Below are 24,879 nucleotides of genomic sequence, written 5' to 3'. Positions count from 1 at the left end.
GATGGCGGCAATTCAGGCGAGCTGTGGTTGAAGCGGTGCCTATGATTGTGACACGTCCCCAGTTCCGATCGCTCAAGGATACGCAAATGACGACGTTCCGTCCGAAATACATCACCTTCGACTGCTACGGCACGCTGACCAACTTTCAGATGGCGGAAGCGGCACGCGATCTCTACGGTGAAGAGCTCGACGAGCCACGCATGGCGGAGTTCATCAAGAATTTCGCTGCCTATCGCCTCGACGAGATCATGGGCGACTGGAAACCCTATGCCGAGGTGGTGCACAATTCGCTCGAGCGGACATGCAAGCGCAACGGCGTGACATTTCGCGACGAAGCCGCCCGGATGATCTATGAGCGGGTTCCGACCTGGGGGCCGCATTCGGATGTCCCGGCCGGTCTTGCCAAGGTCGCCAAGGAAATCCCTTTGGTCATCCTCTCCAACGCCATGAATTCGCAGATCATGTCGAACGTCGAAAAACTGGGCGCGCCCTTCCATGCGGTCTATACCGCCGAGCAGGCTCAGTCCTACAAGCCACGCTTCAAGGGCTTTGAATATATGCTCGATATGCTGGGCTGCGGGCCGGAAGACGTGCTGCATTGCTCGTCCTCCTTCCGCTATGATCTGATGTCGGCCCACGATCTTGGCATCAAGAACAAGGTTTGGGTCAATCGCGGCCATGAGCCGGCCAATCCCTATTACGGTTATGTCGAAATTCCTGACATCTCGGGCCTGCCTGGCGTCGTCGGGCTCTGACGGAGAGACGCGGATGCAGTTCGAATCCTACTGGCACGACACGGCTCCAGCCTTTGCCGGCGCCGCTGAAGGCCCCGTCGAAGGACATTACGACGTCGCCGTCATCGGCGCCGGCTTCACCGGGCTTGCCGCGGCGCGCCAGCTTGCAAAGGCCGGCGTCAAGGTCGTGGTGCTGGAGGCCGAACGGGTCGGCTGGGGGGCATCGGGACGCAATGGCGGCCATCTCAACAACGGCCTCGCCCATAGCTTCCTGTCCGCCAAATCAGCACTCGGCGTGGAGCGAGCCGTCGCCCTCTACAAGGCGTTCGACGATTCCATCGATACGATCGAGGCGATCATTGCCGAAGAGGGAATCGACTGCAATTTCCGCCGCGCCGGCAAGCTGAAGCTTGCTTCCAAGCCGCAGCATTTCGACGCCATTGCCCGCAATTTCGAGGCCGTTCATAGAGAGGTCGATCCGGACACGGCGCTTCTGACGGCGGGTGACCTGAAAAGCGAGGTCGGGTCGCCCTTCCATGGCGCCATGCTCTCGAAGAAGAGCGCGATGATGCATATGGGCCGCTATGTCGCGGGGCTCGCCACGGCAGCCGCGCGTCACGGCGCTATCATCTTCGAAAAGGCAGCCGTGACCGCCCACCGGCAGGGCAACGGTCGCCACAGCCTGACGACCGCACGCGGCACCGTCACCGCAGACCACGTGCTGGTTGCGACAGGCGCCTATACGCCGTCGCTCTTTAATTATTTCCGCCGCCGGATCATTTCCGTCGGCAGCTTCCTGATCGCCACGCGTCCGCTGACCGACGCCGAAATCGCCGCTGCGATGCCGGGTAACCGCACCTGTGTCACGTCGATGAACATCGGTAATTATTTCCGGCTGTCGCCGGACAACCGGCTGATCTTCGGCGGCCGCGCCCGGTTTTCCGCCACGTCGGATCAGCGCTCGGACGCAAGGAGCGGCGACATTCTCCGCGCCAGCCTGGCTGAAATCTTCCCGCAGCTTGCCGGCGTCGAGATCGACTATTGCTGGGGCGGACTCGTCGACATGACGAAGGACCGCTATCCGCGCGCCGGCTATGTCGACGGCGTGTGGTATGCCATGGGCTATTCCGGCCACGGCGCCCAGCTCTCCACCCATCTCGGCATGATCATGGCCGACTCCATCCTCGGCAAGACCGACCGTAACCCAATCAAGGGGCTCGACTGGCCGGCCGTCCCCGGCCATTTCGGAAAGCCGTGGTTCCTGCCGCTCGTCGGGCTCTATTACAAGACGCTCGATCGCTTCCAGTAACGGGCCGGATCAGTCCGATTGCAGCCGAAGCGGCTCGATGGGGGCAGGATTGCGATGAGTACCTGCGCGCGGTCAACTATCTGACCTGGCTGACTGGATAGATCCTGAGAACACCAAGGCTGTTATCAGTCGTGATGGCTGCAATACCCGCTTCATATGCGGCGCGGACGATCGCCTCATGCAATATCTCGGGCTCGGTATCTCCGGTAAGAACCTCCAAACAGGTTCTCACCGCCGTGAAGAATTCCTCACCATCGTCGATGGGCCATTCCTTCAGCAACAGTTGGGCAGCCTCGCGAGCGGTACGGATCACTCTGCGATCTTTCCCTTCGGCAAAAACAAGAATTATCGTTGGGAAGTTTCTCAACATATCGAATCTCATTGTGCTGAACTCCGCGGGGCGGCCAGTGCCAATGCCGGGCCATGGTTTCGCACCGGGATTGGCCACACATGCTCGTCAACCATCAGTTAGCCAGATTGGCTTTTAGCTCACGGGCTGCCGCCTCAAGGAGTCGCTTGAATTCTTCAGAGGTCACGCCATCGGCGCGCATCACCATGGCGATCAGTGGATCGCAAAGAGCTTCGGATATCGTCAGCTCATCGTTCTTTCCGGCAGTTGCGCCAACGGAGCAACAATATCCCGACGAAAATAGCGTGTTCATGGACATACCTTGCATTCGGGGTGTTTGCAGAGAGAACGCAGCTCGGCCTGATTGCTTTTGAGGTCCAATATCCATCGGCGTCCCTGTGCGGCCGAGTGTCTCGAAAGGCATTTTTGGGCAATCCGCGATACGGCAAGGCCGGCGATAAATGCGTTCTCGGCAGCGGCCGGTGGAGCGAGAAAGCCGTCGTCGGTTGCGACCTGGGCGGTGCAATGGCAGACGGGACATGCGTCCTCATGCACTGCGACCGAGGAACCTGCCATGCCATGTGCTTGGGAGCGGCCGACATGCAGATGGGGCGGCAGGCCGGCTTTCGATGCGTGGCAGGCCGTCAGGAACTCCTGGGCCGGATGAGAATCGTCGCCGGCGAGAACGACGAACGGATTGTGGGCGTAATCTGCGATCAATCGGAGCGCTGCGGCCCCTTCCGCAAATTCCGGCAGCGCGAACACATTGGCCGAGAAACACGCGGCCAGACAGGTCGCCAGCTTGTCCGTCTTCAGCCGGCCGAGATCAGCTTCGCTCGCCCATGGGACATGGTTCAAGTTGTCCTCGTCGATACGATCGGCATCCACGAGATAGAAATGGCGCGCGCCGTGGGCCGCAAGCTGGATGGCAATCTGCGAGCCCAAGCCGCCGCATCCGATAATGACGAAGTCGATTTCGCCAAAACCTGCGAAGTCGCGTTGACGATGGCGAAGAGGCGTCAGGAAGGCGTCGTCGTGATCCAATGCGGTGGAGATATATTCGTCCTCATCCGGCATATTGGAACCCTCCAACGAGACCCCGAATGCAGGCCCGGTAACATTGGGGCTCCGTTCCTCGACAGGATCAGCACTATTGCCGGTGAACAGAGCCCCTCTGCCGCCCCACCCCAGGCTGTGGGCGAAGAAGTTCGGGAAGTCGACGGGCGCACGGATTGCCGTTGACAATCGTCTAGACTGATCATTGACCATCAGATCGCCTCCATCTCGGTGGGCGCAACTCCGCGGATCGTCGCGGCGTAGTGACCGTAATCCTCGCCCATCGCATGGTCGGGTGTCTTCGCGATCACGTGGAATTTGCCGTCGTACCAGAGGCTGACATTGTCGCCGCTGTCATCGACCTCTCGCCGGCCCATCCGAGGATCGATCGGCTCCTTGCCGCGCAGCAGCATCTGTCCGATATCCCAGGCTTGGCGATCGAGAACTCGCTGGCGCTCGGCAAGATGCGCCTGCCGGTGCGCAATGGGTTCTTCGGCAAGCAACTGGCCGACGAGGAACAAGATCCGACTGCTCCAGGAAGGAATGGCGGCGATGTCTGGGAGGTCGAGGAGGACATCGCCGCCAAGACGTTCGATACCTTTCCGAGCTATGTCGATGAGCGGGACTTGCCGCGCGGCATAGGCGATTATGAATGCCGCTTTCCGGGCGCGGCGCTCAAGATCCGACTCGGTGGATAGGCATGCCATGCGCAAGGCGCACTCCCAGGGAATGGTGTAGGCCGTATGCAGGATGCTCTCGAGCGTCTGTAGGTCCTTCTTGTATGGGGAAACATACTGGAACTCGCCGGGCAGGGATGCCGCCGCCGAGGTCGTATAGAACCCGAGCAGGATATTCCCCGCCTCATGAAGCAGTTGGGCCGCTGTCGCGGCATGATCGCCGGCGCGCAACCTCTCTCTGGAAAGGACGATGAGCGCGCTGCCCGGCAATTCGTTCGAACTCGAAAAGGAGCACTGCGGTTCGCGCCGCACGCCAACGTAAAGCGTGTGTAGGCCGGCGATCAGACGCTGATGGCCGTACTCGTCTAAGTCCGCGATCAATGCGAAGGCCTTCTCCAGATGGTCGGCGATTCGATCCAATTCCGCATCGTCGGTGATCGGATAGCCGGGCCGGGGATAGTCCGGCATGCATTGGCGGAGGAGGGCTTGCATGATACGGCTTCGCGCCGGACTTTCGATGTGCACGAGGCCGATGCCGCAAGAGAGCCGGCACGCTGTCTGACGTTCGAGTTCAAGATCCGATGCGATCAGATCCGGCTGCAGATAGCGGCCGACGACCTGCACATCGGGGCGGGCTGCCTGCCATTCCAGACTGCGCGCGAGCGCACCCATCCAGGCTGCAAGTACGGATGAACGGTAAGGGTCGGCGCCGACCGGTCCGGCAACCGCTGGCGGAAGCTCCGGCAGGCGAGTGTATCCGCCATCTGCAAGGTCGGGGAAATAACCTGACAGTGCCTCTACCCCAGCCGAACAACCGGCGAGCTTCGAAGCCGCCGCAAGCGTGCGGCCATATTGGAAGCGTCGCTTCAAAAGGTTGCGTGTTGCCACGCGCTGCAGGGAGACGGAACTTGCCATCAGGGGATTGCGCTTGAGCAGGAGGCGCGCCTCATCTGCCAATTGGTGTATGCGGGACGCGGACATCGGCAGCCTCCATGAGTTTGTCTTCGGGCGGATCAAGGTTGCATCTCGGGCAAAAATGCCGGAGTTCGGGACGACTTTGCCCGGCATCGGAACGTTGTGCTTCGTCGGTTGAGAGGCACTATTCCCCAGGGGCGTCATTCGCCCGCCAGTTTCGCGTTAAAAATCCGTAAAAAAGGCGTAAACAAAGAAAAAGCCCCCTCGATAGAGGAGGCTTGGAATTTGGATAACGCAGCCGCAGCAGTCAGATCGCCAGAGCCGCCTGGACCGCCGCCCGCGCATTTGGCAGGCCCGCTCCAAAGAAATAGGCCATCTCGACGGCGTCCTCGCTCTCGGCGTTCATGCAATCCGCCGTCAATTTCCTCGTTCCGGGCGCGACAATGGCGTCCAGGCGGGATGCCGTCTTCAGAATTGATTTCACTTGAAGCCCCGAGAGGCGGTCACCGGGATTGTGGTGGCTTTTGTAGGCCCGCTGTATCAGGGCGCATAGCCCACCCACCTGCGCCGACGCGCCTGATGTGCCCCCGAAGGGGGTGTAGTAGCCGCCCCCGATGCCCGGATTGGTTCCGAACGGCACGATGGCCGACCACGGATCGGAGCCCTGATTATAGCCGAAAATCCCCGGCAGGTCCGTCGTCAGCAGCGAGAAGTGCGAATAGTAGTATTCCCGCGTTCGAAAAGCGCTGTAGTCGTGCTGCGCGGCAAACGGAGAAAGCCGGTCGAGGCGCAACTGATGCCTGTTGAAGACCTCCCCGTCGTCAGAGGGGGAGACTACCGTCAATCCTTCGCCGTAATTGCTGTAGCCCGAACGGAAACCTTCGACGGTAACGGCCCCAACTGCAATGATGCCATTGTTGTCGGCAGCAAGACTTGCCGGATAGATCAGCTGGCTCTCGCCACTGTTTCCTGCGGCGCAGACGATCGGGATGTGCCGGCTGATGGCGAGGATGAGTTGTTTGAGGACATGCCACGGGCGATCCGGATTGGAACCTTTCTGCGCAGCCTTCGGCTCCAGTTCAGGCCCACCCTGATCAGCAACGGCAATGCGCGTGAACAGATTGGCGGCATCCTGGTTTTTCCATAATTCCAGGTCGGCCTTCAGTTCGTTCTTCGGATCAACGATGCTGCGTTTCGGGTCGGGCAGACCGCGCGGCAAGACGATCACGTCTGCTTTCTGATGATAGGCATAAAGAAAGGCCGCAATGAACTGCCTGACATCGTCTTCGAAGGACGTTCTGATCGAGATGAGCCTTGAGAAAGGATCAACGCCGAAATAGGGGATGACATTGCGATTGCCGCTGGTGCGCAGCTCGTCGCCATTCCCATAGAAGGCTCCTTCCGGCGGAAGGCTTGGCGTGCCTTCTTCCGCAACAACGGCGGGTTCGCCGACGATCAGCCCGGCACAGCAGGTACCATGCGATGCAAAAAGCGATTCCGGATTGTAGAGCCGCCGGAGTACCCCTTCCGACGCGGCGTATTCGGCAACCAGATCACCGAGATAGTCCCGGTCGTCATTCGAAAGGCCGATATTGCCGAGCGGAGCGATGTTGAGCCCGGCAAAGAAGGCACGCCTTTCCTCGCGGTCGAAGGACGTGGTCGTATCAAGAATTTCGAGCACGCGCGCACCGTAACGATGGGTCGTCAAATCGATTGACGCCTCCCGGTCAAGCCGGGTTGCCAGATTGGGATGATCCGGAGATACGCCGACATCGATCAGCGCGACCCGTGCGGGTCGCAACGGGCCGGCGGAAGCGATAGCGTCCCAGACCGTGCCGGTGATGAGGGGATCGGGGAGCGCGCGTGCGGCGCTCGCATCGAGCGCTGGAGGTGCCGGCGGAGCCGATCCGTATTCTGCGTCGACTACGCCAAGGGCGGTCAGGTGCCAGAGATAATAGTAGTTGATCGGTGCGGGCTCAGGCATTTGTGTTTGATCCGTCATGGTTGTAACCCTGTTGAGCAGCAGCTGGAGAATTCAGACCCATTCGTCGTGTACGGCCTGGAACAGAGGGCCGAACGCGTCGTGGAGATAGGGAGCGAAGCGCCGGGCGAGATCTCGCCCCGCCTGCGTATCGCTCGGATAGTGCAGGCCGGCCCATTCGCGATTTTCGGCGACGTTCTGGGCGATGCGGGCAAGCTCGTCGGTGGCCGGATGTTCCGGCAGGATCGTCGAGAACGCAAAGGCGATCGAAAAGCACTGGAACGAATGGTTGCTGGGATAGGACTCGTGGACCGGCACGGCCAGCAATGGCCGCAGCATGGGCTCGAACTGGTTTGGCCGCAGCCGGTTGAACTGGCTTTTGTAAATCAGCCCGACATATTCGCAGGCCGTCAGGATTGCCTGGAAAAGGCCTTCCGTCTGCTCGAAACCGCCGAGATCCTCGATATGCAATGCGCGGGTGAATTCCCCCACGGAGATCGTCGACTCGATTTGGATGTCGGGCAGGCGGCGCACACGTTCGCGGTCGCGGTGTTGCATGGAGAGCAGCACCGTCGTTTCGAGGCGGGTATAATCCGGGCCGGGGGGCGGAAGTATATCCAGCTTTTCCCAGGTGAAGCGCCGCGCCGCGGTATAGGCGTTGCGTGACGGCTGCTGGTGCAGCCTGCGCAGCTCGAAGGAGGGGATAAGCTGCGACACGCCGAGGCTGCCGCCATCCATCGTCGACTTGTTCTTGTTCTTATTCTTATTTTTGTTCTTGTTTTTGTTCAGCGACGCCTTGTTGAGCACCGACTTGTTTGCGACGCTCTTGTTGAGGACCGAGGCTACGGCCATCGTCGCCATCATGGGCCCGGGCAGGGGCGATCCATCGTCATCCGTGCCGAGGAAAAGCACAGCCCCGGAGGCTGCATCGGCTGCAGCCGGTGATGCACCGGCGAGAGGATCAGCACCGGCATCGTCCCTGGGTTCGCATGGAAGGACCGTATCCGGCTCAATCCTGAATTTATAACTGTTTAGAAATAAAACAATTTTCGATTGCGATTCCTCAGTAGTGTCCGCTTCCATTGCAGCCTCCTTGCGCGATGATGTGAAGATTTGTCCGGAGTTCAGCGCAGCTTGGCGCCGGCCTTGAGCAGGCCGTCGATCAAGATCTGCCCGCCGCCTGTGTCGAGCAGCGGATAGCCGCTGCCGCGGAAGGCGTTGATGGAGAAGCCGCCCTCGACCGCCTCAAGACGCTGCAGGTAATCCCGCGCGCCGCCGAGATTGTTAGAATGGGCGTGACTGGAGGCAAGATAGCGCAGCAGACTGTTGAAGTTCGGCCGTGCCCGGAGGGCTTCTTCGCCTGCAGCTATGGCTGCGGCATGATCGCCCGCAAGCGCTGCCGCAATGCATTTGGTCGTATCGAAGTAATATTTATGCGGGCTGTAGACGCCGAGCTCTTGTACCCAACGCGCCATGGCCACCGCCTTGTCGGGCTGGCCTGCATAGCAGTGCAGCATCGCATAGAGATCCCAGCTGAGCGGCAGGGCCGGGTTCAGGCGGATCGATTTTTCGAACAGGTTGGCCGCATAGTCGTATTCGCCGAACAAGAACGAATGGACGTGGCCGACGAGCGCGAGCGACACGGAATTCTGCGGATCGAGTTCCAGCGCCTTGCGCGCATAGGCCTGGGCTTGCTCGATCAGATGCGCGTCCAGCGCGTTGAAGCGTTGGCCGACCTGGAAAGTCCGAATGAATGACAGCCAGGCAAAAGTCGATGACCGCGGCTGATACTGGATCTGTTCTTCCAGGCGCCGCTCCGCGTTATCGAGGTCGTCGCGCGACAGCCGAAAGATCGCATTGACGGCGTCGATCAGGAGACCGTCCTGCGACAATCGGCTGTCGGTTGCCTGGATCTCCTGGAAATAGGCCAGTTGATCGACGGCCTGGCTGATTAGTGCAGCGGCGATGCCGAACTCGCCCCGCTCGAACTGCGTGCGGTTGATTGCCTGACTGCCCAGCCAATGAATACGGTTGTTGATCAGGTGCTTCATCACCAGTTCGATCAGCACCATGTCACCATCAAACGTCAGGCGAAGCTGTAGGCATAGGGGAAGGCTGATCTGCTGTTCGCTCTCTTCAATATCCGGCAAGGTGAAGGAGAGGTCGGTGACGCCAAAGCCCAGCCCATCGGCGATGGCTTTTGCAATGAGATTCTGGAACCGTGTCGCAGCAATTTGTCCGCCCTCTCCGGCACCCACCATGATGGGGGACAGAAGAACCATCATCCATTGCCATTCACCGCCGACCCGCCGCCGATAGGGGTCGCTGCTGGCGATGTCTACGGGTTTGCCTGTTCTCGGCGTATCCGGGGCGCCTGTTAAAGGCAGCAGGGCGGAATGTTTGGCGATATCGCGGCTCGGCTGCTGTCGCGGCTCGAATACATCGTGGACTTGTCCTTCATCGAGGCGGCGATACCAGTTTTGCCGTTCCAGCGCCAACCAATCCTCGAATTCGGGATCGCGGATGTCGATACCTTCGAGCAATTCGTCGGTGACTTGATCCGGAGACCGCTCCGTCCGAACCACCAGGTCGGTATCGAGCACGAGTCGGTCCGTATCCAGCCAAACGGTATTCTTATCCGCAATCAAGAGATCACGTGCCGGCCCCAGACTCTTATGAATGTCCAAAAGCGCCTGGCGCAGACTGGCTGCCGCCTGGTCGTCGGAGCGATCGCTCCATAACTTGTCCCTAAGCCAGATTCGCGAGCGCGAGCCCCGGGTGGACAATGCAAGCATCGCCAGAAGAGCCTGTGCCTTTTTGGATTTCGGAGTAACCGACCGCCCCCCAGCGTCCACAAGGGCAAAAGGCCCGAGCAGGAACATCCGAAACGGATCGTGCTCCTTGTTCATGCGATCCACCGGCCCCGCCCCCGTTGCCTCCGATACGCTCGTTTGGCGGCCGGAAAACCTAGCATCCGGGAACCAGTCTGCCACAACTGCGGCGTCTGGCAAGCAACCGGGAAGGGAAACCGGGATTGCGAAATGTAAATCTATGCTATGGCGATGATCGAACTGAAGCATAACCGGTTGAAATCCCTCTGCGCAACTTCGCAAACCGGCCGTAGCACCCCGCCGTCAAAGCAGCGTCAAAGAAATGTTGTTTTAGGCGCCGTAATTTTGCAGGAATCTGCCAAAGGCTGCCGAGTATTCGAAACGACGTGTCGGAGTTGCTCCAGCAGGAGCATCGACCGTCGTTCCGATCATCCAGCGCCGGGATGATTTCCCGGCGCTTTGTTTCCCTATAGTCAGGCGAGCCCGCCGATGTGGAAGCTCTTCATTTCGAGATATTCCTCGATGCCGCATTGGGCGCCTTCTCGGCCGAGGCCGGACTGCTTGACGCCGCCGAAGGGAGCGACCTCGGTCGAGATCGCCCCGGTGTTCAGGCCGAGCATCCCGAATTCGAGCGCTTCGGCGACACGCCAAGAGCGTTTCAGGCTCCCGGTGTAGAAATAGGCCGCAAGCCCGAAGGGCGTAGCGTTGGCGATGCGGATCGCCTCTTCCTCGCTGTCGAAACGGAAAAGCGGGGCAACGGGTCCGAAGGTCTCTTCGCTGGCAAGCTGCATCTCGGTCGTCGCACCGCCGAGCACCATCGGTACCGCATATTGATCGCCTTCAGGCACGGAACCTGCGGTGGCGAGGATCCTTGCTCCCTTTTCCACCGCATCGTCGACATGACGCTTGATCTTCTCGATCGCCGCTCTGTTGATCATCGGTCCGATATCTGTGCCGGCATCCGTGCCGGCCCCGACCTTCATGGCCGATACGCGCGCGGAAAGTCTGGCGGCAAAGGCCTCGTAGACACTGGACTGGACGAGAAGGCGGTTGGCGCAGACGCAGGTCTGCCCGCCATTGCGGAATTTCGAGGCGATCGCACCTTCCACGGCCAGATCGAGATCGGCGTCGTCGAAGACGATGAAGGGCGCGTTGCCGCCGAGTTCGAGGCTGAGCCGCTTGACGCTGTCGGCCGCGCCGCGCATCAGCAGCGAGCCGACGCGGGTGGAGCCGGTGAAAGAGATCTTGCGGACGGTTTGGTTCGCCATCAGTTCATCGCCGATGCCGGCCGGCATGCCGGTGACGATATTGATCACCCCCTTGGGGATGCCGGCGCGCTCCGCCAATACGCCGAGCGCCAGCGCCGAAAAGGGGGTCAGGTCCGATGGTTTGACGACGACGGTGCAGCCTGCGGCGAGCGCCGGCCCGACCTTGCGGGTGATCATCGCATTCGGAAAATTCCACGGCGTGATGATCGCCGACACGCCGACGGGCTCCTTCAGAACGACGATCCGCCGGTCCGCCGTCGGCGAAGGAATGGTCGTTCCGCCGATGCGGCGCGCCTCCTCGGAAAACCATTTGATGAAGGAGGCGCCGTAGTGGATTTCACCACGCGCTTCCGTCAGCGGCTTGCCCTGCACCCTGGTGAGGATCAGCGCCAGATCCTCGATATTATCGAGCATCAGATCGTGCCAGGCTTCCAGCAACGCGCCGCGCTCGGCATTGGTCTTTGCGCGCCATGGACCGAAGGCCTTTTCCGCCGCCGCGATCGCCGTTCTGGTATCGGCTCCATCCATGTCGGGCACCGTGCCCAGCACATGCTGGGACGCCGGATCGATCACCTCGATCGTACGTCCTGCTGCTGCTCCCCGCCATTCTCCGTCGATCAGCCCTTGCTGACGAAGCAGGCTGCTATCCCTTAATCCGTTCATTCTGTTCTCCATTGATCAGCCAAGTGCCGAAAGCACCGATGCCGTGATCGCGTCGGTCTTGTCCTTGCCGGGAATTGCGCCGATGCCGCGTGCCGTCGTCGCCTCGATGGCGGCCATCACCTTTCCTGACGCAGCCATTTCTCCGAGATGCTCCAGCATCATCGCGCCCGACCAGATCGCGGCAATCGGATTGGCGATTCCGAGATGAGCGATATCGGGCGCGGAGCCGTGGACCGGTTCGAACATCGATGGCGCCGAGCGATCGGGATTGATATTGGCGGAGGCTGCAAAGCCGAGCCCGCCCTGGATGGCGGCGCCGAGATCGGTCAGAATATCGCCGAACAGGTTGGAGGCGACCACGACGTCGAGACTATCAGGCGCCATGACCATGCGGGCGGCCATGGCGTCGATATGGTAGCTGGTCACCTCGACATCGGGATATTCCGCAGAAAGCCTCTGGGTGATCTCGTCCCAGAAGACCATCGAATATTTCTGCGCGTTGGACTTCGTCACCGAGGCAAGCTTGCTGCGTCGCGCCCGTGCTTGCTCAAAGCCGAAGCGCAGGATGCGCTCGACTCCCTTGCGGGTGAAAATCGAGGTCTCCACCGCCACCTCATTATCGGTGCCTTGGTGGACGCGGCCGCCGGCGCCGGAATATTCGCCCTCGGTATTTTCACGAATGCAGAGAATGTCGAAGCCGTCAGACCGCAACGGCCCCTGCACACCCGGCAGCAGCCGGTGCGGGCGGATATTGGCATATTGCACGAAAGCCTTGCGGATCGGCAGCAGAAGTCCGTGCAGCGATACGGAATCCGGCACTTTGCGAGGCCAGCCGACGGCGCCGAGCAGGATGGCGTCGAAGGATCTGAGCGTTTCGATGCCATCGGCGGGCATCATGCTGCCATTCTCCAGATAGTAGTCGCAGGACCAGGGATAGCTGGTTGCATCAAGAGAAAATCCGTTCGATTGAGCGGCCTTTTCGAGCACGGCCCAGGCCGCCGTCGTCACATCACGGCCGATCCCGTCTCCGGGCAGAAGGGCGATCTTGTAGGTTTTCATCGCAGGTCCTCACAGGCTGATGAGCACACTCTTGCTCTTGCGGTTGGCGAGATAGGCTTCGCGGCCGAGATCCTTGCCGATGCCGGACTGCTTGTAGCCGCCGGTCGGCAGGATATGGTCGCGCGAGCGGCCGTAGCGGTTGACCCAGACGGTGCCGGCCTGAAGGCGGCGCGTCACGCGGATGGCACGCGAGAGATCGCGGGTGAAGAGGCCGGCGGCGAGCCCGTAGGCCGGATGGTCGGCGAGGCTCAGCGCTTCCTCCTCGTCCTCGAAGGTCTGAATGGTCAGCACCGGTCCAAAGATCTCTTCCAGAACTGCCGGCGATGTTGCCGTCACCCCCGAAATCAGAGTCGGTGCGTAGAAATAGCCTTCGCGGTCGAGCCGGCGGCCGCCGGTGAGGCATTCGGCGCCGTCGTCGATGGCGGCACGGATGATACCGTCCATGCGGGCGATCTGGCGTTCGGAGATGACGGGCGAATAGTCAGTCGCCTCATCCCAGGTGGGGCCGGGGCGGATGGCCGCCAGCCTCTCGATAAGTGCTCCCGCGAGCGCGTCCGCCACCTTCGCCTCGACGATCAGGCGGGATCCGCAAACGCAAGCCTGACCGGCGTTGGAGAGAATGCTGCCGGCGATTGCGCCCGCCGCAAGCTCGAGATCGGCATCCGCGAAGACCAGTTGCGGACTCTTGCCGCCGAGTTCGAGCGTCATCGGCTTGACGCCGGTGCGGGCGATATTGGTCATGATCGCCGCGCCGGCTGCCGTCGAGCCGGTGAAGCTGATCTTGGAGATGCCGGCATGTCCGGTGATCGCATTTCCGGTGGTCGGGCCGTCGCCGAGCACGATGTTGACGAGACCGGCCGGCAGGCCGGCTCGCACCGAAAGTTCGGCGAGATAGAGCGTCGAAAACGGCGTCATTTCCGATGGCTTCAACACCACCGCATTGCCTGCCGCCAGCGCCGGACCGAGCTTCCAGCCGGCCATGGACAAGGGAAAATTCCAGGGCGTGATGGCGCCGACGACGCCATAGGGTTCCGTCATGATCATGCCAAAATTCGCGTCGTCGGTCGGAACGAGATCGCCGCCCTCCTTGTCGGCGAATTCGGCAAAGAAACGGATCTGTTCGGCGGTGACGGCGATATCGCCGGCGACAAGATGACCAACAGGGCGTGTCGAGGAGAGCGCTTCGAGCATGGCGAGGGTCTCGGCCTCGGCTTCGATCAGGTCCGCCCAGCGCTGCAGCGCCACGGTGCGCTCGCGTGGCCGTACGCCACCCCAATTGCTCGTCTTCAACGCTTCTCTGGCGGTTTCGACGGCGTGGTCGACAAGCGCCTCGTCGGCCAGCGGGCAGCCGGCATAGGCCTTGCCGTCGGATGGACGGTGCATGTCGATGACGGCTTCGGCCGGAACCAGCCGGCCGCCGATGAAATGCCCGACGGGCAGGGAAATCGTGTTCGGATCGAAGCTGAGTGTCATCGCATGTCCTCGGGATGGGCTGAGACAAGCCTAACTGGGGAACGCGAGCAGCATGCATCGACCGACTGTGCCGCAGCGGCGAAAAATTGCGTTTTCGCCGCTGCGGCAGTCAAATCTACGGCGTCACGTCACGGTCACGTAGATCTTGCGTACCGTCTCGATCGTCTTCCAGACGCCAATAAAGCCCGGCTTCATGACGAAGCTGTCGCCCGCCTTGTAGACCACCGGTTCGCCGCCTTCCGGCGTGAGTTCGATCAGGCCGGAAAGGATGTGGCAGAACTCGAACGTCTCACCCTTGATCGAGCGCGTCTCGCCGGGGGTAGCTTCCCACACGCCGCTATGAACCGTTTCGCTGCGGGCGACATCCTGCGCCCAGGTCTTGAAAGCCGGATTGCCCGCGATCAGCCGTTCTGGGAGTGGACCGGACTCGCGCGGCGCGAAGGTCGGGTTGGTGTCGATCGTCTTGAGGAGGGACATGATATTGCTTTCCTAGGTTGAGAACTCAGTAGCCGCGGCTGCGATCGATCAGTCCAATCGGATCGAGGCCGGCCTGGTGCCGCTTGATGTTGCCGATCACGGCCGCCGCGGCGGTTTCAGCTTGGGTGACGCTCGCAATGTGCGGCGTCAGCAGGATCTTCGGATGGCTCCAGAAGGCGTGGTCCTCAGGCAGCGGTTCCGGCTCGGTGACGTCGACGACGGCGCCGGAGAGATGCCCGGCGTCGAGCGCGTCGACGAGCGCCTGATGATCGAGCTGAGCGCCGCGGCCGACATGGACGAGTGCAGCGCCAGCCGGCAATCCGGCGAAGAGCTCGGCATTCAGGAAGCCGCGCGTCTCATCCGTCAGCGGCAGCAGGCAGACAAGAATGTCGGTGGTTGCAAGCAGAGTATCGAGGCCGTCGCGGCCGCTCAGGCACCGGATCCCGTCGATCTCGCGCGGGCTGCGGCTCCAGCCGGAAAGCGGAAAGCCGAAGGGCTGCAGACGTTCGAGCGCGGCACTCCCAAGCATGCCGAGGCCGAGCACACCGATGCGGCGTTCGGAGACCTGCCTAGGAGCGATCGCCTGCCAGGTCCGGCGCCGCTGCTGGTGGAGATAGGTCGGCAGGTCGCGGTGCAGCGCAAGGACTGCCAGCGTCACATATTCCTGCATCATCCTGATGATGCCCTCCTCGACCATGCGCACGACCTTGACCGACGCAGGCACGGCATCAATGCGGAACTGGTCGATACCCGCGCCGATCGAAAAGAGGATTTCGAGATTGCGGTAGCGCGCGAGATCATCCGGCACCGTCCAGGTGATCAGGTAGCGCACGGCGTCTGGTTCGATCGAGTTGGGATCCATGGAAAAAGCAATGTCGGGCATTTCGCGCGCGAAGGCTTCGGCGAAGATGGCGCCGCGCTTCGCATCGGAATTGAAGAGAAAAGTCATTGCGTCGGCTCCTTGATCTCGATGTCATCAGGCGCAGCGGCGGCCAAGCGCCTCGATCATCGCCTGGCAGGCGAGCAGTTCGCCGGTGAGGATGAATTCGTCCGGCTTGTGGGCGCGGCCGATGTCGCCGGGGCCGCAGATGATCGCGTCGATGCCCGCGCGCTGGAAAAGGCCGGCCTCCGTGCCGTAGCTAACGGCGGCGAGCGGCTCGATACCGGTCAGTTCGCCAAGCAGGGCCGCAAGCGGCGCATCGGCGGCAAGCGAAAGCGCCGGATAGGCGCTGAGTTCGCGCCATTCCACCTGGAAGCCGAGCGGCGACAGCGCCTCGGCCGATGCTCGGAGCGGCGCCAGCAAAGTGGCGGGATCGACGCCGGAAATGGCCCGCGCTTCGAACTCGGCCTCGCAGCTGTCGGGAATGATGTTGACCGCCTGGCCGCCCTTCAGCGTGCCGACCTGAAGCGAGGAGTAGGGCGGTTCGAAGACATGCTCGAATGGGCCGGAGGTGAGGTATTCAGCTTCGGCGCGAGCGCAGGCCAGAACATCGGTGATGGCATGGATTGCGTTCAGTCCCAGGTCCGGACGCGAGGAATGGCCGGACTGGCCCCTGACCGTCAGCCGGGCGGCGGCCTTGCCCTTGTGGGCGCGGATTGCCCGCATGCCGCTCGGCTCGCCGATGATCGCGCCAAGCGGGGCTGCGCAGAGCTCCGGCAGGCGGGCGATCATGTGCGGCACGCCGCGGCAGCCGGCCTCCTCGTCATAGGAAAAGGCAAGGTGGACGGGCTGGCGAAGCGGCATGGCAGCAAGCGCTGGGACGGTCGCGAGAACGGCGGCCAGGAAGCCCTTCATGTCGGTGGCGCCGCGACCGTAGAGGCGGTCCGCTTCGGCCCGCAGGCGGAACGGATCGCTGGTCCAGCCGCCCTCGGCGGCGGGGACCACGTCCATATGGCCTGAGAGGATATAGCCTGGCGTTTCCCTCGGGCCGATGGTGGCGAAGAGGTTCGACCGGTCTCCCTCCGGGCCGGGAAGCTCCGTGACGACAGCGCCGTGGCTTTGCAGATAGCGCCGGATCCACGCCACGATCTCACCGTTCGGCGTGCCGACGACGGAGGGGAAGCCAACGAGCCTTTCGAGAATTTCAATTGCCTGCATGGGATTCCTCACAGTGCGCGGATCTTCGAGGTGCTTGCAACTGGGCTGACGGGAGGCGACATTCCAGGTTCTCACGGTGAACGACGACTGCGGCCGGTCGGGCCTAGCCAATGACTTTAGAGGACGGCCCAGGCTTTATTTGCCGAAAGCGCAGCCGATTTGGTCGATTGTTGTGTTTGCGCCGGCCTCACCAGTGAATTGTATCGAACGATCTGTTCTAGTCTCGGCAGAGAAGTTTCCGGGCACAGGCTTGGCCAGAAAAATGCGGCAGGGGGTGGGAGTGAGTGAACTGACATCCGAATCCAGGTTCGTCGATAGTTTCGAGACGCACATTGCCGGGATCGACAGCGTTGCCCTCGACCAGTTGCATGCGCTGTCGATGACCGTCGCCTGGCCGCATCGTGGCGAAGACTGGCAGTTCTTGCGGGAATTCGGCCAGGGCATCGTGGCGATCGATGACATCGGCCGCATCCTGGGCTCTGCGATGTGGTTTCCCTACGACGCGCAATTTGCCACGATCGGTATGGTCATCACCTCGCCGCGTCTTCAAACAAATGGCGCCGGGCAATGGCTCATGGGCCACGCGCTGGAACAGGTCGCCGGGCGCAACCTCGGGCTGAATGCGACGCGTGCAGCGCGACGTCTCTATCGTTCCCTGAACTTTGTTCGCGAGGCGCTCGTCTTTCAATGCCAGGGCGAAGCGGTCTCGCCGCCGGATGTGGAGCTGCCGTCCGGTGCGGTGATACGGGCAGTGGAGGCTGGCGATCTGGAAGCGATCGCCGAATTGGACTGCGTGGCCTTCGGCACCGATCGCAAGCTGCTCCTGGCTCGGCTGATGGCAAATTCCAAAGGCATCGTGTTGACCCGCGCCGGCAGGATCGAGGCTTTCTCGCTTTGCCGGCGGTTCGGGCGTGGCCATGTCATCGGTCCTATTGTGGCGCGCAGTGACGCGGACGCGATCGCCGTCGTCCGCCCGCATGCGGCTGAGCATGCAGGATCGTTCCTGCGCCTCGACACACGCGAGCAGGGCGGGACCTTTTCCGAGTTCCTCTCTCGCTGCGGTCTTCCCGTTTACGACATCGTGACGACCATGTCGCTCGGCGGGCCTTGGCTTCCGGTTTCGGGACATCAGGCAGCGCATGAGCCGAGAACCTATGCGCTCGTCAGCCAGGCGCTCGGTTGACGCAAGCCTAGCTGGCGATCGTTGTCGGGTTTTAAGCGCCGGGACAGACCGGCATGTCGATCAGAGCCTGCCGGCGCTCACATTCGGGCCGGAACGAACGATATTGCCAGAAACCTTCCGGACTTTCCCGTCGGTATACGGTCTCGAGCCAGTACACTGAGTCATCGATCGGCAAGACAGGATGCCACGCATACCATTCCGACCAGGTTTTTCCTGCCGGGTCGTTGTCCATGATCGCCACTCGCCTCCCCATCGTCAGCGCAACTCGAACATCCGTGCGGCGCGGGAGCCGTTGTCGTTACGAAACCGGATTTCGGCATAGTCACGATCAGGTCCCGGGATCGATGGTCTCGATTTCCTGGAGTCGAGAGACACCGATCGCGGGAGGTCCGATTTCTGCTTGCTGCGATCCCTGCGTGCTTCGGTAATGTTCTATAATACAGAATAACAGCGAACGAATATTCTTCAATAGAGATCATTTGCTCGTATTGCGTGAAGTCTTCTTTGTCCCCCGTCGGGAGATGTTTCAGGTTGTAAGATGTGGCTCTGTTGACGATTGGGCGTCGACACCGTGATACGCTGCGGTGTTCAATCGCCACTGATCTGTTTGCGTGATGGTTGGATACTCAGGCGATCGAACGCAGCCCGAGGTAGGCAGCCAGACTGATGGCGGAGAGAGCGATCGTCAGCCTGGGTCTTGCATCGTCGAACATGGCTGCCAGCGCAAGGCCGAGCATCAGGATGAGCGATTTCGCCCAAAGATCCTGATCGGAGACGGTGAAAGCGATTGCCGCCAGAAAGACGGCGCTTGCGACGATTGTCACCGGGGCGGATTTCTCGGCGAGATCGCCGCCTGGGAAATACGGCAGAAGAAAACGGCGCATGCTCAAGCCTGAAGCGACGCTCAGAAGAAGACAGGTCAAGACAAGTTGCAACATTGAGGTCGTCGCCGATCGATCTGCAGATAGCCCTAGGCATGCAAACCTCATGCCAGCCTCAAACCCTCAAAACGTCATCCAACAGAGGCCATGTCGCGGCTTGCATGGCTATTTCCTCGGCGTCGCGACCCTTTTTTCGGCAATCGTTCGTCTGCTTGGGCTCATGATTTTGGTCCGATGCCGAAACCGGCTTGAGCTGAGGCAATGATTTTTATATAGAGAATTATCTATCGTCTTAATTCCGGAAACGAGATCCTTTCATTGGACCTTTCATCGATCGAGATATTCCTCGCCGTTGCCAGCGACCGCAGTGTTACCAAGGCTGCCAAGGCCGTAGGGCGGGTGCCGTCGAATGTGACGACGCGCGTCCAGCAATTGGAGGAGGACCTCGGCGTTTCGCTCTTCAGCCGTGACGGCAAGAAGATGACGTTGACACGTGAGGGCGAGACGTTTCTCGCCTATGCCAACCGGCTTATGGCGCTTGCGCTCGAAGCGCGCCAGGCCGTGCGGCCTCTCGCCCCATCGGGGACATTGCGGGTCGGCACCATGGAGAGCACGGCGGCAAGCAGGCTGCCGGCTGCGCTGACGCAATTCAATCAAATGTGGCCTGATGTGTCACTTCATCTGACGATGGGGGCGTCCCGCGATCTGACCCGCGACGTTCTCTCCAATGCGCTGGATTGCGCGCTGATTGCCCGCCCGCCGAAGACGATGCGCGAGGAAGACCCGAGCTTCGATGCCGAACTCAAGGCGCTGGAGATGGAGCCGGTTTTTGTCGAGGACCTGTTGATCGTGTTGCCGTCCGGGCATCCCTCCATCAAATCCGCCGCCGACCTGCGTGTCGGATCACTCGCCGCTTTGGAACCCGGCTGCACCTATCGCAGGATCGCCGAAAACTGGGCGCGCAAATCGAGCGCCCTGCCGACGAGCGAACTCGGCTCCTATCACGCTATCCTGGCGAGCGTTGCGACCGGCAATACGGCGGGCGTCATGCCGCGATCCGTCCTTGATCTCATGCACTGGCCGACGCCTGTCCAGACCCATCAGCTCGGGCCTGTCGAGACGCTGCTCGTCTACCGCAGGAATGATCGCCCAAGCGCGTTCAACGCATTCCACGAAGTCCTCAGCGCGACTAAAGGCAGAGATATCAGGCTGGCGACAAACTAGCCCGAACGTCTTCCTCCCTCGCCGCCAGATAATCCTCGCTTAAAATTGGTCTTGTCATGCAGTATCCCGTTTCCCCGAAGGTGGGACCGAGCAGCTTCCGCCGCTTCCGTTTGTTTTCACCTATTCTGGCCGGTGCGACCTTACGAGAGCGATTGATTGGATGTCTCGGCGCCTTGCTGGCCATTGGTCTCACCGGCGTCATCAGCGGCTATCTGTTCGGCCAGGGGCCGCATCTTCCCCTGATCGTCGCGCCGATGGGGGCGTCCGCGGTGCTTCTTTTCGCGGTGCCGGCAAGTCCGCTGGCGCAGCCATGGTCAATCATCGGCGGCAATACGATTTCCGCCCTGATGGGGATTATTGCCGCCTACTTCATTCGCGATCCGATCATCGCGACCGGCGTCGGCGTTTCGCTTGCCATCGGCGCGATGTCCTTCACGCGCTGCCTGCATCCACCGGGAGGAGCCGCTGCACTGACCGCCGTGCTCGGCGGTCCTGTCGTTGCCGGCTGGGGATTCCTCTTTCCTTTCGTGCCCGTCGCTTTGAACTCCTGCATTCTCGTCGGCCTTGGCTTGTTGTTCCACAAGCTTTCCAAGCGGAATTATCCGCACGTCGTTCCGAAATCCGCGGAGAATACCCATCAGACAATCGACCTGCCATCGGCCGTGCGGGTCGGTTTTCGCGAGGAGGATGTCGATGCGGCCCTCGAAGCGCTCGACGAAACCTTCGATATCGACCGGGCAGACCTCGGCCGGCTGTTGCAGCAGGTCGAGCTGCAAGCGGCCATCCGCTCAAACGGCAAGATCAGCTGTGCCGATATCATGTCGCGTGACGTGATCGCCATTGGCGAAGCTTCGGAGCCGGATGCCGCACGGCATCTTCTTTTGAAGCATAATATCCGCACCTTGCCGGTGAAGGACCCGGAGGGCCGTCTCGTCGGCGCTGTCGGCTTGCGGGAATTGTCGATGAGCACCGAGACCATCGCGCATGCGATCGCGAGGCCGGCGGTGGCCAGACCTTCGGATCCTGCTCTGTCGCTGTTGCCCGTTCTGACGGACGGGCACACGCATGCGGTCATCATTGTCGATGACGATTATCGGATCCTTGGCCTGATATCGCAGACGGATCTGCTGAGCGCAGTGGCGCGATTGCTGCCAAAGGAAGATAATGCGATCCCGGCAGTGGCCTGAGCCGGTTTGTCATCGATATGTAAAGCGGTGGGAGAATAAGCCGGTGTTGATCGAGCGTGATGCAAATGGCGATTTCATCCTGGAGTCATCCGAACTTGCGGAGCGGTTCGGACTGTCGCTGGCCGCGCTCCGCCGTCACATGCGACATGGCTCCGTCGTCAGCACGGTGGAAGTCGGCACGGCTGAACATGAGGGCACCAAGCGGGTGTCGCTTCGGCTCGGCAACAGGCTTTGGTGCGCGGTGCTAAACGACGCGAACGAAGTGCAGCACGAGCACATGACCGTTCTTCGGGGAAAAGCATCCTGATGCGTCCGGCCGAGATCATCATTATTGATGTATGGTGAGGCGTAACGTGTTGAAGCAGTTCCGTTTCTCGGCAAGGTATCTGAGTGCCCCCTATTGCGCGAAGTCTGGCTTTTCAGCAATTATCCGATCGATGACCTGAAACGGATGGGAAATGCGCTTGTCGTCGATTTCCTTCACCTGAGAGCGGCAGGAATATCCCGTTGCCATGAGGATATCGCCTTCGCCTGCCACATCAAGCTCTGGCTTCCAGCTCATCGCAAAGAGGCGCTCGGAAATCGCCCGATTACTGGCCTCGTGACCAAAGGTGCCGGCCATTCCGCAACAGCCGGTTTGCACTGCCTGAAGATCGATGCCGAGGCTCTCGAACACTTTTTTCCATTGTGCGATTGAGCCAGGCGCATTGGTGCGTTCGGTGCAGTGGGCCATCAACCGGAAGCTCCTGCCTATGATGGTGGAGGGGGAAGCGGCAAGCCGGTCGAGATTGGCGACCAGCCATTCCTGCGGAAGGAGAATGGTCGCCTTCAGCACCTCCTTGTATTCGCTGCGAAAGGCGAGCGTCATCGACGGATCGAGCCCGACCAGCGCCACGCCCGTATCATCCAGCCGTTGCAGATAGTGCGCGGTCCGCCCTGCCGCAGCCTCGAAACGTCCGAGATAGCCATGAACGTGCAGGGCTTTGCCATTGACGTGGGATGCTGCGAGGAAGGGCGAAAGCCCCATTTTCCGTGCGAGCCCGATTGCGGCGAGGGCGACCTCAGGATCGAAATAGGCGGTAAACGCATCGGCGACGAAGATGACGCTCCGCTCCCTCTCACGCGGCGACAAGGCCTCGATTTGCCGAAGGGTCGCAAGCGGCACGCCAAGGCGGGCGGCTTCCTTCGCCAGAGAGATCGCCGGCAGACGGGGCAGGGACGTCAGTCCGGCGACGCGCATCATCATCCTGCCGGCTCGCGTGCCGACGACCAGGTTGTAGGCAGGTCGTATCCGGTGGACCAGGGGCAGGGTGGTTTCAATGGCTGCCACCAGCGGATCCTTCAGCGGACGGAGGTAGCGTCCGTAATAAAGTTCCAGGAATTTGGAGCGGAAGGCCGGGACGCTGACTTTCACGGGACATTGCCCCGCGCAGGCCTTGCACGCCAGACAGGTATCCATCGAAACGCGGACCTCGTGGGAAAAGTCGTCGCGATTTTGAGGGTTCAGCGAGTTGAAGGCGCGCCGCGCGAAGCTCGCGAGCGGGCCGCTTCGCCGCAAGCGCTTTGCCTCCTGGCGGGGATCGATGCCCTTCTCGGCAAGCAGCCTCAGCCATTCCCGCATCAGGGCGGCGCGGCCCTTGGGTGAAAAACGCCGGTCGCGTGTCGCCTTATAGGAGGGGCACATCGGGCTCGTTTCGTCGAAATCGAAACAGGCGCCGTTGCCGTTGCAATAGGCGGCATTGTCAAAGGCTGCGCGGATCTCGTTGCCGATGATGCGGTCGGTATCTCCCCGCAGCGGAACGTCGTCGATCTTCAGCAGTGCTTGCTCGCCGGAAGGGGTTGCGATCTTACCCGGGTTGAGGCGGTTTTCCGGATCGAAAGCCCGTTTGATCTCCTGCAGGCTGGGATAGAGGTCGCCGAAAAATTCCGGCACATATTCGGAACGTACCCCCTTGCCGTGTTCCCCCCAGAGCACGCCGCCATATCTACGCGTCAGCGCCACGACGGCATCGCTGACCTCCCGGACCAGCCGGACATGGTCATCACGGGTGAGATCGAGGGCAGGCCGCACGTGCAGGACGCCGGCATCGACATGGCCGAACATGCCGTAGGAAAGGCCCGCGCCATCAAGCAATGCGCGGAACTCGCGGATATAGGCCGCGAGGTTTTCCGGCGGCACGGCGGTGTCCTCGACGAAGGCGACAGGCCTGACCGGTCCGTCCACATTGCCGAGCAGGCCGACCGCCCGTTTGCGCATCGACCAGATCGCCTCGACATCGGCATGATCCCGCGCAATCGTATAACCCATGTGATGCGCATTTGCGCCCGCAGCAAGCGCGGCAGTCACTTCGGCCAGCTTGCGGTCGAGTTCGGCTTCATCGTCGGCGAGCACTTCCGCGATATTGATGCCGTTTGTGGTTCGGCCGGCATCGTCGGGAAAAAAGCGGGCAATGCCGGTCCAGACGATGTCGCTCCTGGCGAGGCCTAGAACTTTTTCATCGACCGTTTCCACTGAGGCGACCTTCAACGCGACGAGCGTGCGGGCATCCTCCAATGCAGTGTTGAAGTCCCCGTAGCGAATATTGATCAGTGCCGCATGGGCGGGGATCGGCAGAAGGTTAAGTTCGGCTTCGGCGATCATCGCCAGCGTTCCCTCCGAGCCGCAGAGGATGGCATTGAGGTCGAAGCGTCCGTCGCCGCGCCGGATGTGCGCGAGATCGTAACCGGTCATATAGCGGTTGAGTTTCGGAAAAATATCGGTGATCCGGTCCCGTTTTTCGCGCGCGATGCGGTCGACCGTCCTGTGGATCTCGCCGACGCGATCCTGGCGCGCGGCGATCTCCGTGAGTGCCTCCGCATCGAGCGGGCGGGACCACCAGTCGGTCCCATCCGCAAGCACGATGCGCAATCCCAGCACATGGTTGCTGGTCTTGCCGTAGAGGCATGAACCCTGGCCGCAGGCATCGGTGGAGACCATGCCGCCGATGGTGGCGCGATTGGAGGTGGAGAGTTCAGGCGCAAAAAACAGGCCGTAGGGCTTCAACGCCTGGTTCAGCTGATCCTTGACCACGCCTGCCTGGACCCGCGCAATTTTCCTGATCGGGTCGATCTCGAGAATGGAATTCATGTGTCGCGAGCAGTCGACGACGATGCCTGAGGTGAGAGATTGACCGTTCGTGCCGGTTCCGCCGCCGCGCGGCGCGACGGTGATCCCCCGAAAAGCCGGCTCCGACAGCACGGCCGCCGTGATCTGCAGGTCTTCGATGCCCTTTGGGAAAAGGATGCCGGCCGGCTCGACCTGATAGATGGAATTGTCGGTCGAAAACACAGTCCGGCTTGCCGGGCCGGTCTCGATGTCACCGTCGAAGCCTGCCTCAACGAGCCGTTGGAAGAAATCCGCGGGGGGAAGGGGGATTGAAGCGTTCGGCTGGAGACGTGGAATCATTCTCCCAGAAATGCTCAAAAGATCCGATCCTTGTCAATTCCGCCGGACCCGCCAGTTCCGCGACGGACC

The 24,879-nt window shown here is 61.3% G+C and carries 22 protein-coding genes; 6 read left to right on the top strand and 16 right to left on the bottom strand.

What is annotated here, in order from left to right:
* The first annotated feature begins 86 nt into the window (after positions 1 to 86).
* Positions 87 to 755 (top strand): haloacid dehalogenase type II, encoded by a 669-nt coding sequence (locus C3Y91_RS17360; protein WP_018072931.1) that lies wholly within the window; start codon positions 87 to 89, stop codon positions 753 to 755.
* Between the two features lie 13 nt (positions 756 to 768).
* Entirely contained in the window at positions 769 to 2,043 is a 1,275-nt protein-coding gene (locus tag C3Y91_RS17355) for an NAD(P)/FAD-dependent oxidoreductase (RefSeq protein WP_168250230.1), read from the top strand.
* Between the two features lie 76 nt (positions 2,044 to 2,119).
* Here the strand turns inward: C3Y91_RS17355 and C3Y91_RS17350 are convergent, their stop codons facing one another.
* From C3Y91_RS17350 to argE, 13 genes are all read right to left on the bottom strand, one after another.
* Entirely contained in the window at positions 2,120 to 2,425 is a 306-nt protein-coding gene (locus C3Y91_RS17350; protein WP_027688317.1) for a DUF982 domain-containing protein, read from the bottom strand.
* An 82-nt stretch (positions 2,426 to 2,507) separates the two neighbouring features.
* On the bottom strand, positions 2,508 to 2,705 hold the full coding sequence (locus C3Y91_RS17345; protein ID WP_128460671.1) for a hypothetical protein: 198 nt from the start codon (positions 2,703 to 2,705) through the stop codon (positions 2,508 to 2,510).
* Positions 2,702 to 3,661: a ThiF family adenylyltransferase gene (locus C3Y91_RS17340; protein ID WP_024319622.1), complete on the bottom strand. Its 960-nt coding sequence runs from the start codon at positions 3,659 to 3,661 to the stop codon at positions 2,702 to 2,704. Before C3Y91_RS17340 ends, C3Y91_RS17345 begins: the two co-directional genes overlap by 4 nt.
* Complete coding sequence (locus C3Y91_RS17335) at positions 3,661 to 5,244, bottom strand: aKG-HExxH-type peptide beta-hydroxylase (protein ID WP_130663835.1); 1,584 nt, start codon at positions 5,242 to 5,244, stop codon at positions 3,661 to 3,663. Before C3Y91_RS17335 ends, C3Y91_RS17340 begins: the two co-directional genes overlap by 1 nt.
* Before the next feature lie 103 nt (positions 5,245 to 5,347).
* Positions 5,348 to 7,042 carry a S8 family serine peptidase gene (locus C3Y91_RS17330; RefSeq protein WP_130663834.1) on the bottom strand — a complete coding sequence of 565 codons (1,695 nt, stop codon included), beginning with the start codon at positions 7,040 to 7,042 and terminating at the stop codon, positions 5,348 to 5,350.
* Between the two features lie 33 nt (positions 7,043 to 7,075).
* Positions 7,076 to 8,104 (bottom strand): phosphatase PAP2 family protein, encoded by a 1,029-nt coding sequence (locus C3Y91_RS17325; protein ID WP_168575623.1) that lies wholly within the window; start codon positions 8,102 to 8,104, stop codon positions 7,076 to 7,078.
* A gap of 41 nt (positions 8,105 to 8,145) precedes the next feature.
* Positions 8,146 to 10,101: an SARP family transcriptional regulator gene (locus C3Y91_RS17320; RefSeq protein WP_168575622.1), complete on the bottom strand. Its 1,956-nt coding sequence runs from the start codon at positions 10,099 to 10,101 to the stop codon at positions 8,146 to 8,148.
* 224 nt (positions 10,102 to 10,325) lie between these two features.
* The gene (locus tag C3Y91_RS17315; RefSeq protein WP_168575621.1) at positions 10,326 to 11,783 is read right to left on the bottom strand and encodes an NAD-dependent succinate-semialdehyde dehydrogenase; all 1,458 of its coding nucleotides are present in this window, start codon (positions 11,781 to 11,783) and stop codon (positions 10,326 to 10,328) included.
* A 15-nt stretch (positions 11,784 to 11,798) separates the two neighbouring features.
* Positions 11,799 to 12,842 carry a tartrate dehydrogenase gene (locus C3Y91_RS17310; protein ID WP_168575620.1) on the bottom strand — a complete coding sequence of 348 codons (1,044 nt, stop codon included), beginning with the start codon at positions 12,840 to 12,842 and terminating at the stop codon, positions 11,799 to 11,801.
* 9 nt (positions 12,843 to 12,851) lie between these two features.
* On the bottom strand, positions 12,852 to 14,315 hold the full coding sequence (locus tag C3Y91_RS17305) for an aldehyde dehydrogenase family protein (protein ID WP_168575619.1): 1,464 nt from the start codon (positions 14,313 to 14,315) through the stop codon (positions 12,852 to 12,854).
* 123 nt (positions 14,316 to 14,438) lie between these two features.
* A complete protein-coding gene (locus C3Y91_RS17300; RefSeq protein WP_130658043.1) occupies positions 14,439 to 14,792 on the bottom strand; it encodes a cupin domain-containing protein in 354 nt (117 codons plus the stop codon).
* Positions 14,793 to 14,817: 25 nt separating this feature from the next.
* Positions 14,818 to 15,741: a 2-hydroxyacid dehydrogenase gene (locus C3Y91_RS17295; protein ID WP_168575618.1), complete on the bottom strand. Its 924-nt coding sequence runs from the start codon at positions 15,739 to 15,741 to the stop codon at positions 14,818 to 14,820.
* Positions 15,742 to 15,768: 27 nt separating this feature from the next.
* Positions 15,769 to 16,890 (bottom strand): acetylornithine deacetylase, encoded by a 1,122-nt coding sequence (gene argE, locus C3Y91_RS17290; RefSeq protein WP_024319630.1) that lies wholly within the window; start codon positions 16,888 to 16,890, stop codon positions 15,769 to 15,771.
* A gap of 262 nt (positions 16,891 to 17,152) precedes the next feature.
* On the opposite strand from argE, the gene C3Y91_RS17285 reads away from it, so the two are divergent.
* Positions 17,153 to 18,073, top strand: a complete 921-nt coding sequence (locus tag C3Y91_RS17285) for a GNAT family N-acetyltransferase (RefSeq protein WP_027688306.1) — start codon at positions 17,153 to 17,155, stop codon at positions 18,071 to 18,073.
* 31 nt (positions 18,074 to 18,104) lie between these two features.
* Here C3Y91_RS17285 and C3Y91_RS37965 read toward each other — a convergent pair whose 3' ends face one another.
* Both C3Y91_RS37965 and C3Y91_RS17275 read right to left on the bottom strand, forming a co-directional pair.
* Positions 18,105 to 18,305, bottom strand: coding sequence for a hypothetical protein (locus tag C3Y91_RS37965; protein ID WP_027688305.1), 201 nt, complete (start codon positions 18,303 to 18,305; stop codon positions 18,105 to 18,107).
* Between the two features lie 394 nt (positions 18,306 to 18,699).
* Entirely contained in the window at positions 18,700 to 19,011 is a 312-nt protein-coding gene (locus C3Y91_RS17275; RefSeq protein WP_027688304.1) for a hypothetical protein, read from the bottom strand.
* Between the two features lie 261 nt (positions 19,012 to 19,272).
* Here C3Y91_RS17275 and C3Y91_RS17270 point away from each other — a divergent pair, with 261 nt between their 5' ends.
* Genes C3Y91_RS17270 through C3Y91_RS17260 form a run of 3 tightly spaced genes read left to right on the top strand, consistent with a single transcriptional unit; the run spans position 19,273 to position 21,672 of the window.
* A complete protein-coding gene (locus C3Y91_RS17270) occupies positions 19,273 to 20,178 on the top strand; it encodes a LysR substrate-binding domain-containing protein (RefSeq protein ID WP_024319632.1) in 906 nt (301 codons plus the stop codon).
* Between the two features lie 56 nt (positions 20,179 to 20,234).
* Positions 20,235 to 21,365, top strand: a complete 1,131-nt coding sequence (locus C3Y91_RS17265; RefSeq protein ID WP_168575617.1) for an HPP family protein — start codon at positions 20,235 to 20,237, stop codon at positions 21,363 to 21,365.
* A gap of 43 nt (positions 21,366 to 21,408) precedes the next feature.
* Entirely contained in the window at positions 21,409 to 21,672 is a 264-nt protein-coding gene (locus C3Y91_RS17260; RefSeq protein ID WP_018072952.1) for a DUF6522 family protein, read from the top strand.
* 90 nt (positions 21,673 to 21,762) lie between these two features.
* Here the strand turns inward: C3Y91_RS17260 and ydiJ are convergent, their stop codons facing one another.
* Complete coding sequence (gene ydiJ, locus C3Y91_RS17255; RefSeq protein WP_024319634.1) at positions 21,763 to 24,810, bottom strand: D-2-hydroxyglutarate dehydrogenase YdiJ; 3,048 nt, start codon at positions 24,808 to 24,810, stop codon at positions 21,763 to 21,765.
* Positions 24,811 to 24,879: the final 69 nt, after the last annotated feature.

Source organism: Rhizobium ruizarguesonis (genome assembly GCF_012349115.1).
Taxonomy (GTDB): domain Bacteria; phylum Pseudomonadota; class Alphaproteobacteria; order Rhizobiales; family Rhizobiaceae; genus Rhizobium; species Rhizobium ruizarguesonis.
This window is presented reverse-complemented; position numbering and strand designations above follow the sequence as displayed.

Coding starts and splice junctions, on each gene's coding strand:
- C3Y91_RS17295 (WP_168575618.1), bottom strand. CDS start 15,741: ATGACTTTTCTCTTCAATTCCGATGCGAAGCGCGGCGCCATCTTCGCC.
- C3Y91_RS17340 (WP_024319622.1), bottom strand. CDS start 3,661: ATGGTCAATGATCAGTCTAGACGATTGTCAACGGCAATCCGTGCGCCC.
- C3Y91_RS17300 (WP_130658043.1), bottom strand. CDS start 14,792: ATGTCCCTCCTCAAGACGATCGACACCAACCCGACCTTCGCGCCGCGC.
- C3Y91_RS17325 (WP_168575623.1), bottom strand. CDS start 8,104: ATGGAAGCGGACACTACTGAGGAATCGCAATCGAAAATTGTTTTATTT.
- C3Y91_RS17305 (WP_168575619.1), bottom strand. CDS start 14,315: ATGACACTCAGCTTCGATCCGAACACGATTTCCCTGCCCGTCGGGCAT.
- C3Y91_RS17350 (WP_027688317.1), bottom strand. CDS start 2,425: ATGAGATTCGATATGTTGAGAAACTTCCCAACGATAATTCTTGTTTTT.
- C3Y91_RS17360 (WP_018072931.1), top strand. CDS start 87: ATGACGACGTTCCGTCCGAAATACATCACCTTCGACTGCTACGGCACG.
- ydiJ (WP_024319634.1), bottom strand. CDS start 24,810: ATGATTCCACGTCTCCAGCCGAACGCTTCAATCCCCCTTCCCCCCGCG.
- C3Y91_RS17320 (WP_168575622.1), bottom strand. CDS start 10,101: ATGCTTCAGTTCGATCATCGCCATAGCATAGATTTACATTTCGCAATC.
- C3Y91_RS17330 (WP_130663834.1), bottom strand. CDS start 7,042: ATGACGGATCAAACACAAATGCCTGAGCCCGCACCGATCAACTACTAT.
- C3Y91_RS37965 (WP_027688305.1), bottom strand. CDS start 18,305: ATGGACAACGACCCGGCAGGAAAAACCTGGTCGGAATGGTATGCGTGG.
- C3Y91_RS17345 (WP_128460671.1), bottom strand. CDS start 2,705: ATGAACACGCTATTTTCGTCGGGATATTGTTGCTCCGTTGGCGCAACT.
- argE (WP_024319630.1), bottom strand. CDS start 16,890: ATGCAGGCAATTGAAATTCTCGAAAGGCTCGTTGGCTTCCCCTCCGTC.
- C3Y91_RS17285 (WP_027688306.1), top strand. CDS start 17,153: ATGCGGCAGGGGGTGGGAGTGAGTGAACTGACATCCGAATCCAGGTTC.
- C3Y91_RS17310 (WP_168575620.1), bottom strand. CDS start 12,842: ATGAAAACCTACAAGATCGCCCTTCTGCCCGGAGACGGGATCGGCCGT.
- C3Y91_RS17275 (WP_027688304.1), bottom strand. CDS start 19,011: ATGTTGCAACTTGTCTTGACCTGTCTTCTTCTGAGCGTCGCTTCAGGC.
- C3Y91_RS17265 (WP_168575617.1), top strand. CDS start 20,235: ATGCAGTATCCCGTTTCCCCGAAGGTGGGACCGAGCAGCTTCCGCCGC.
- C3Y91_RS17315 (WP_168575621.1), bottom strand. CDS start 11,783: ATGAACGGATTAAGGGATAGCAGCCTGCTTCGTCAGCAAGGGCTGATC.
- C3Y91_RS17335 (WP_130663835.1), bottom strand. CDS start 5,244: ATGACGCCCCTGGGGAATAGTGCCTCTCAACCGACGAAGCACAACGTT.
- C3Y91_RS17355 (WP_168250230.1), top strand. CDS start 769: ATGCAGTTCGAATCCTACTGGCACGACACGGCTCCAGCCTTTGCCGGC.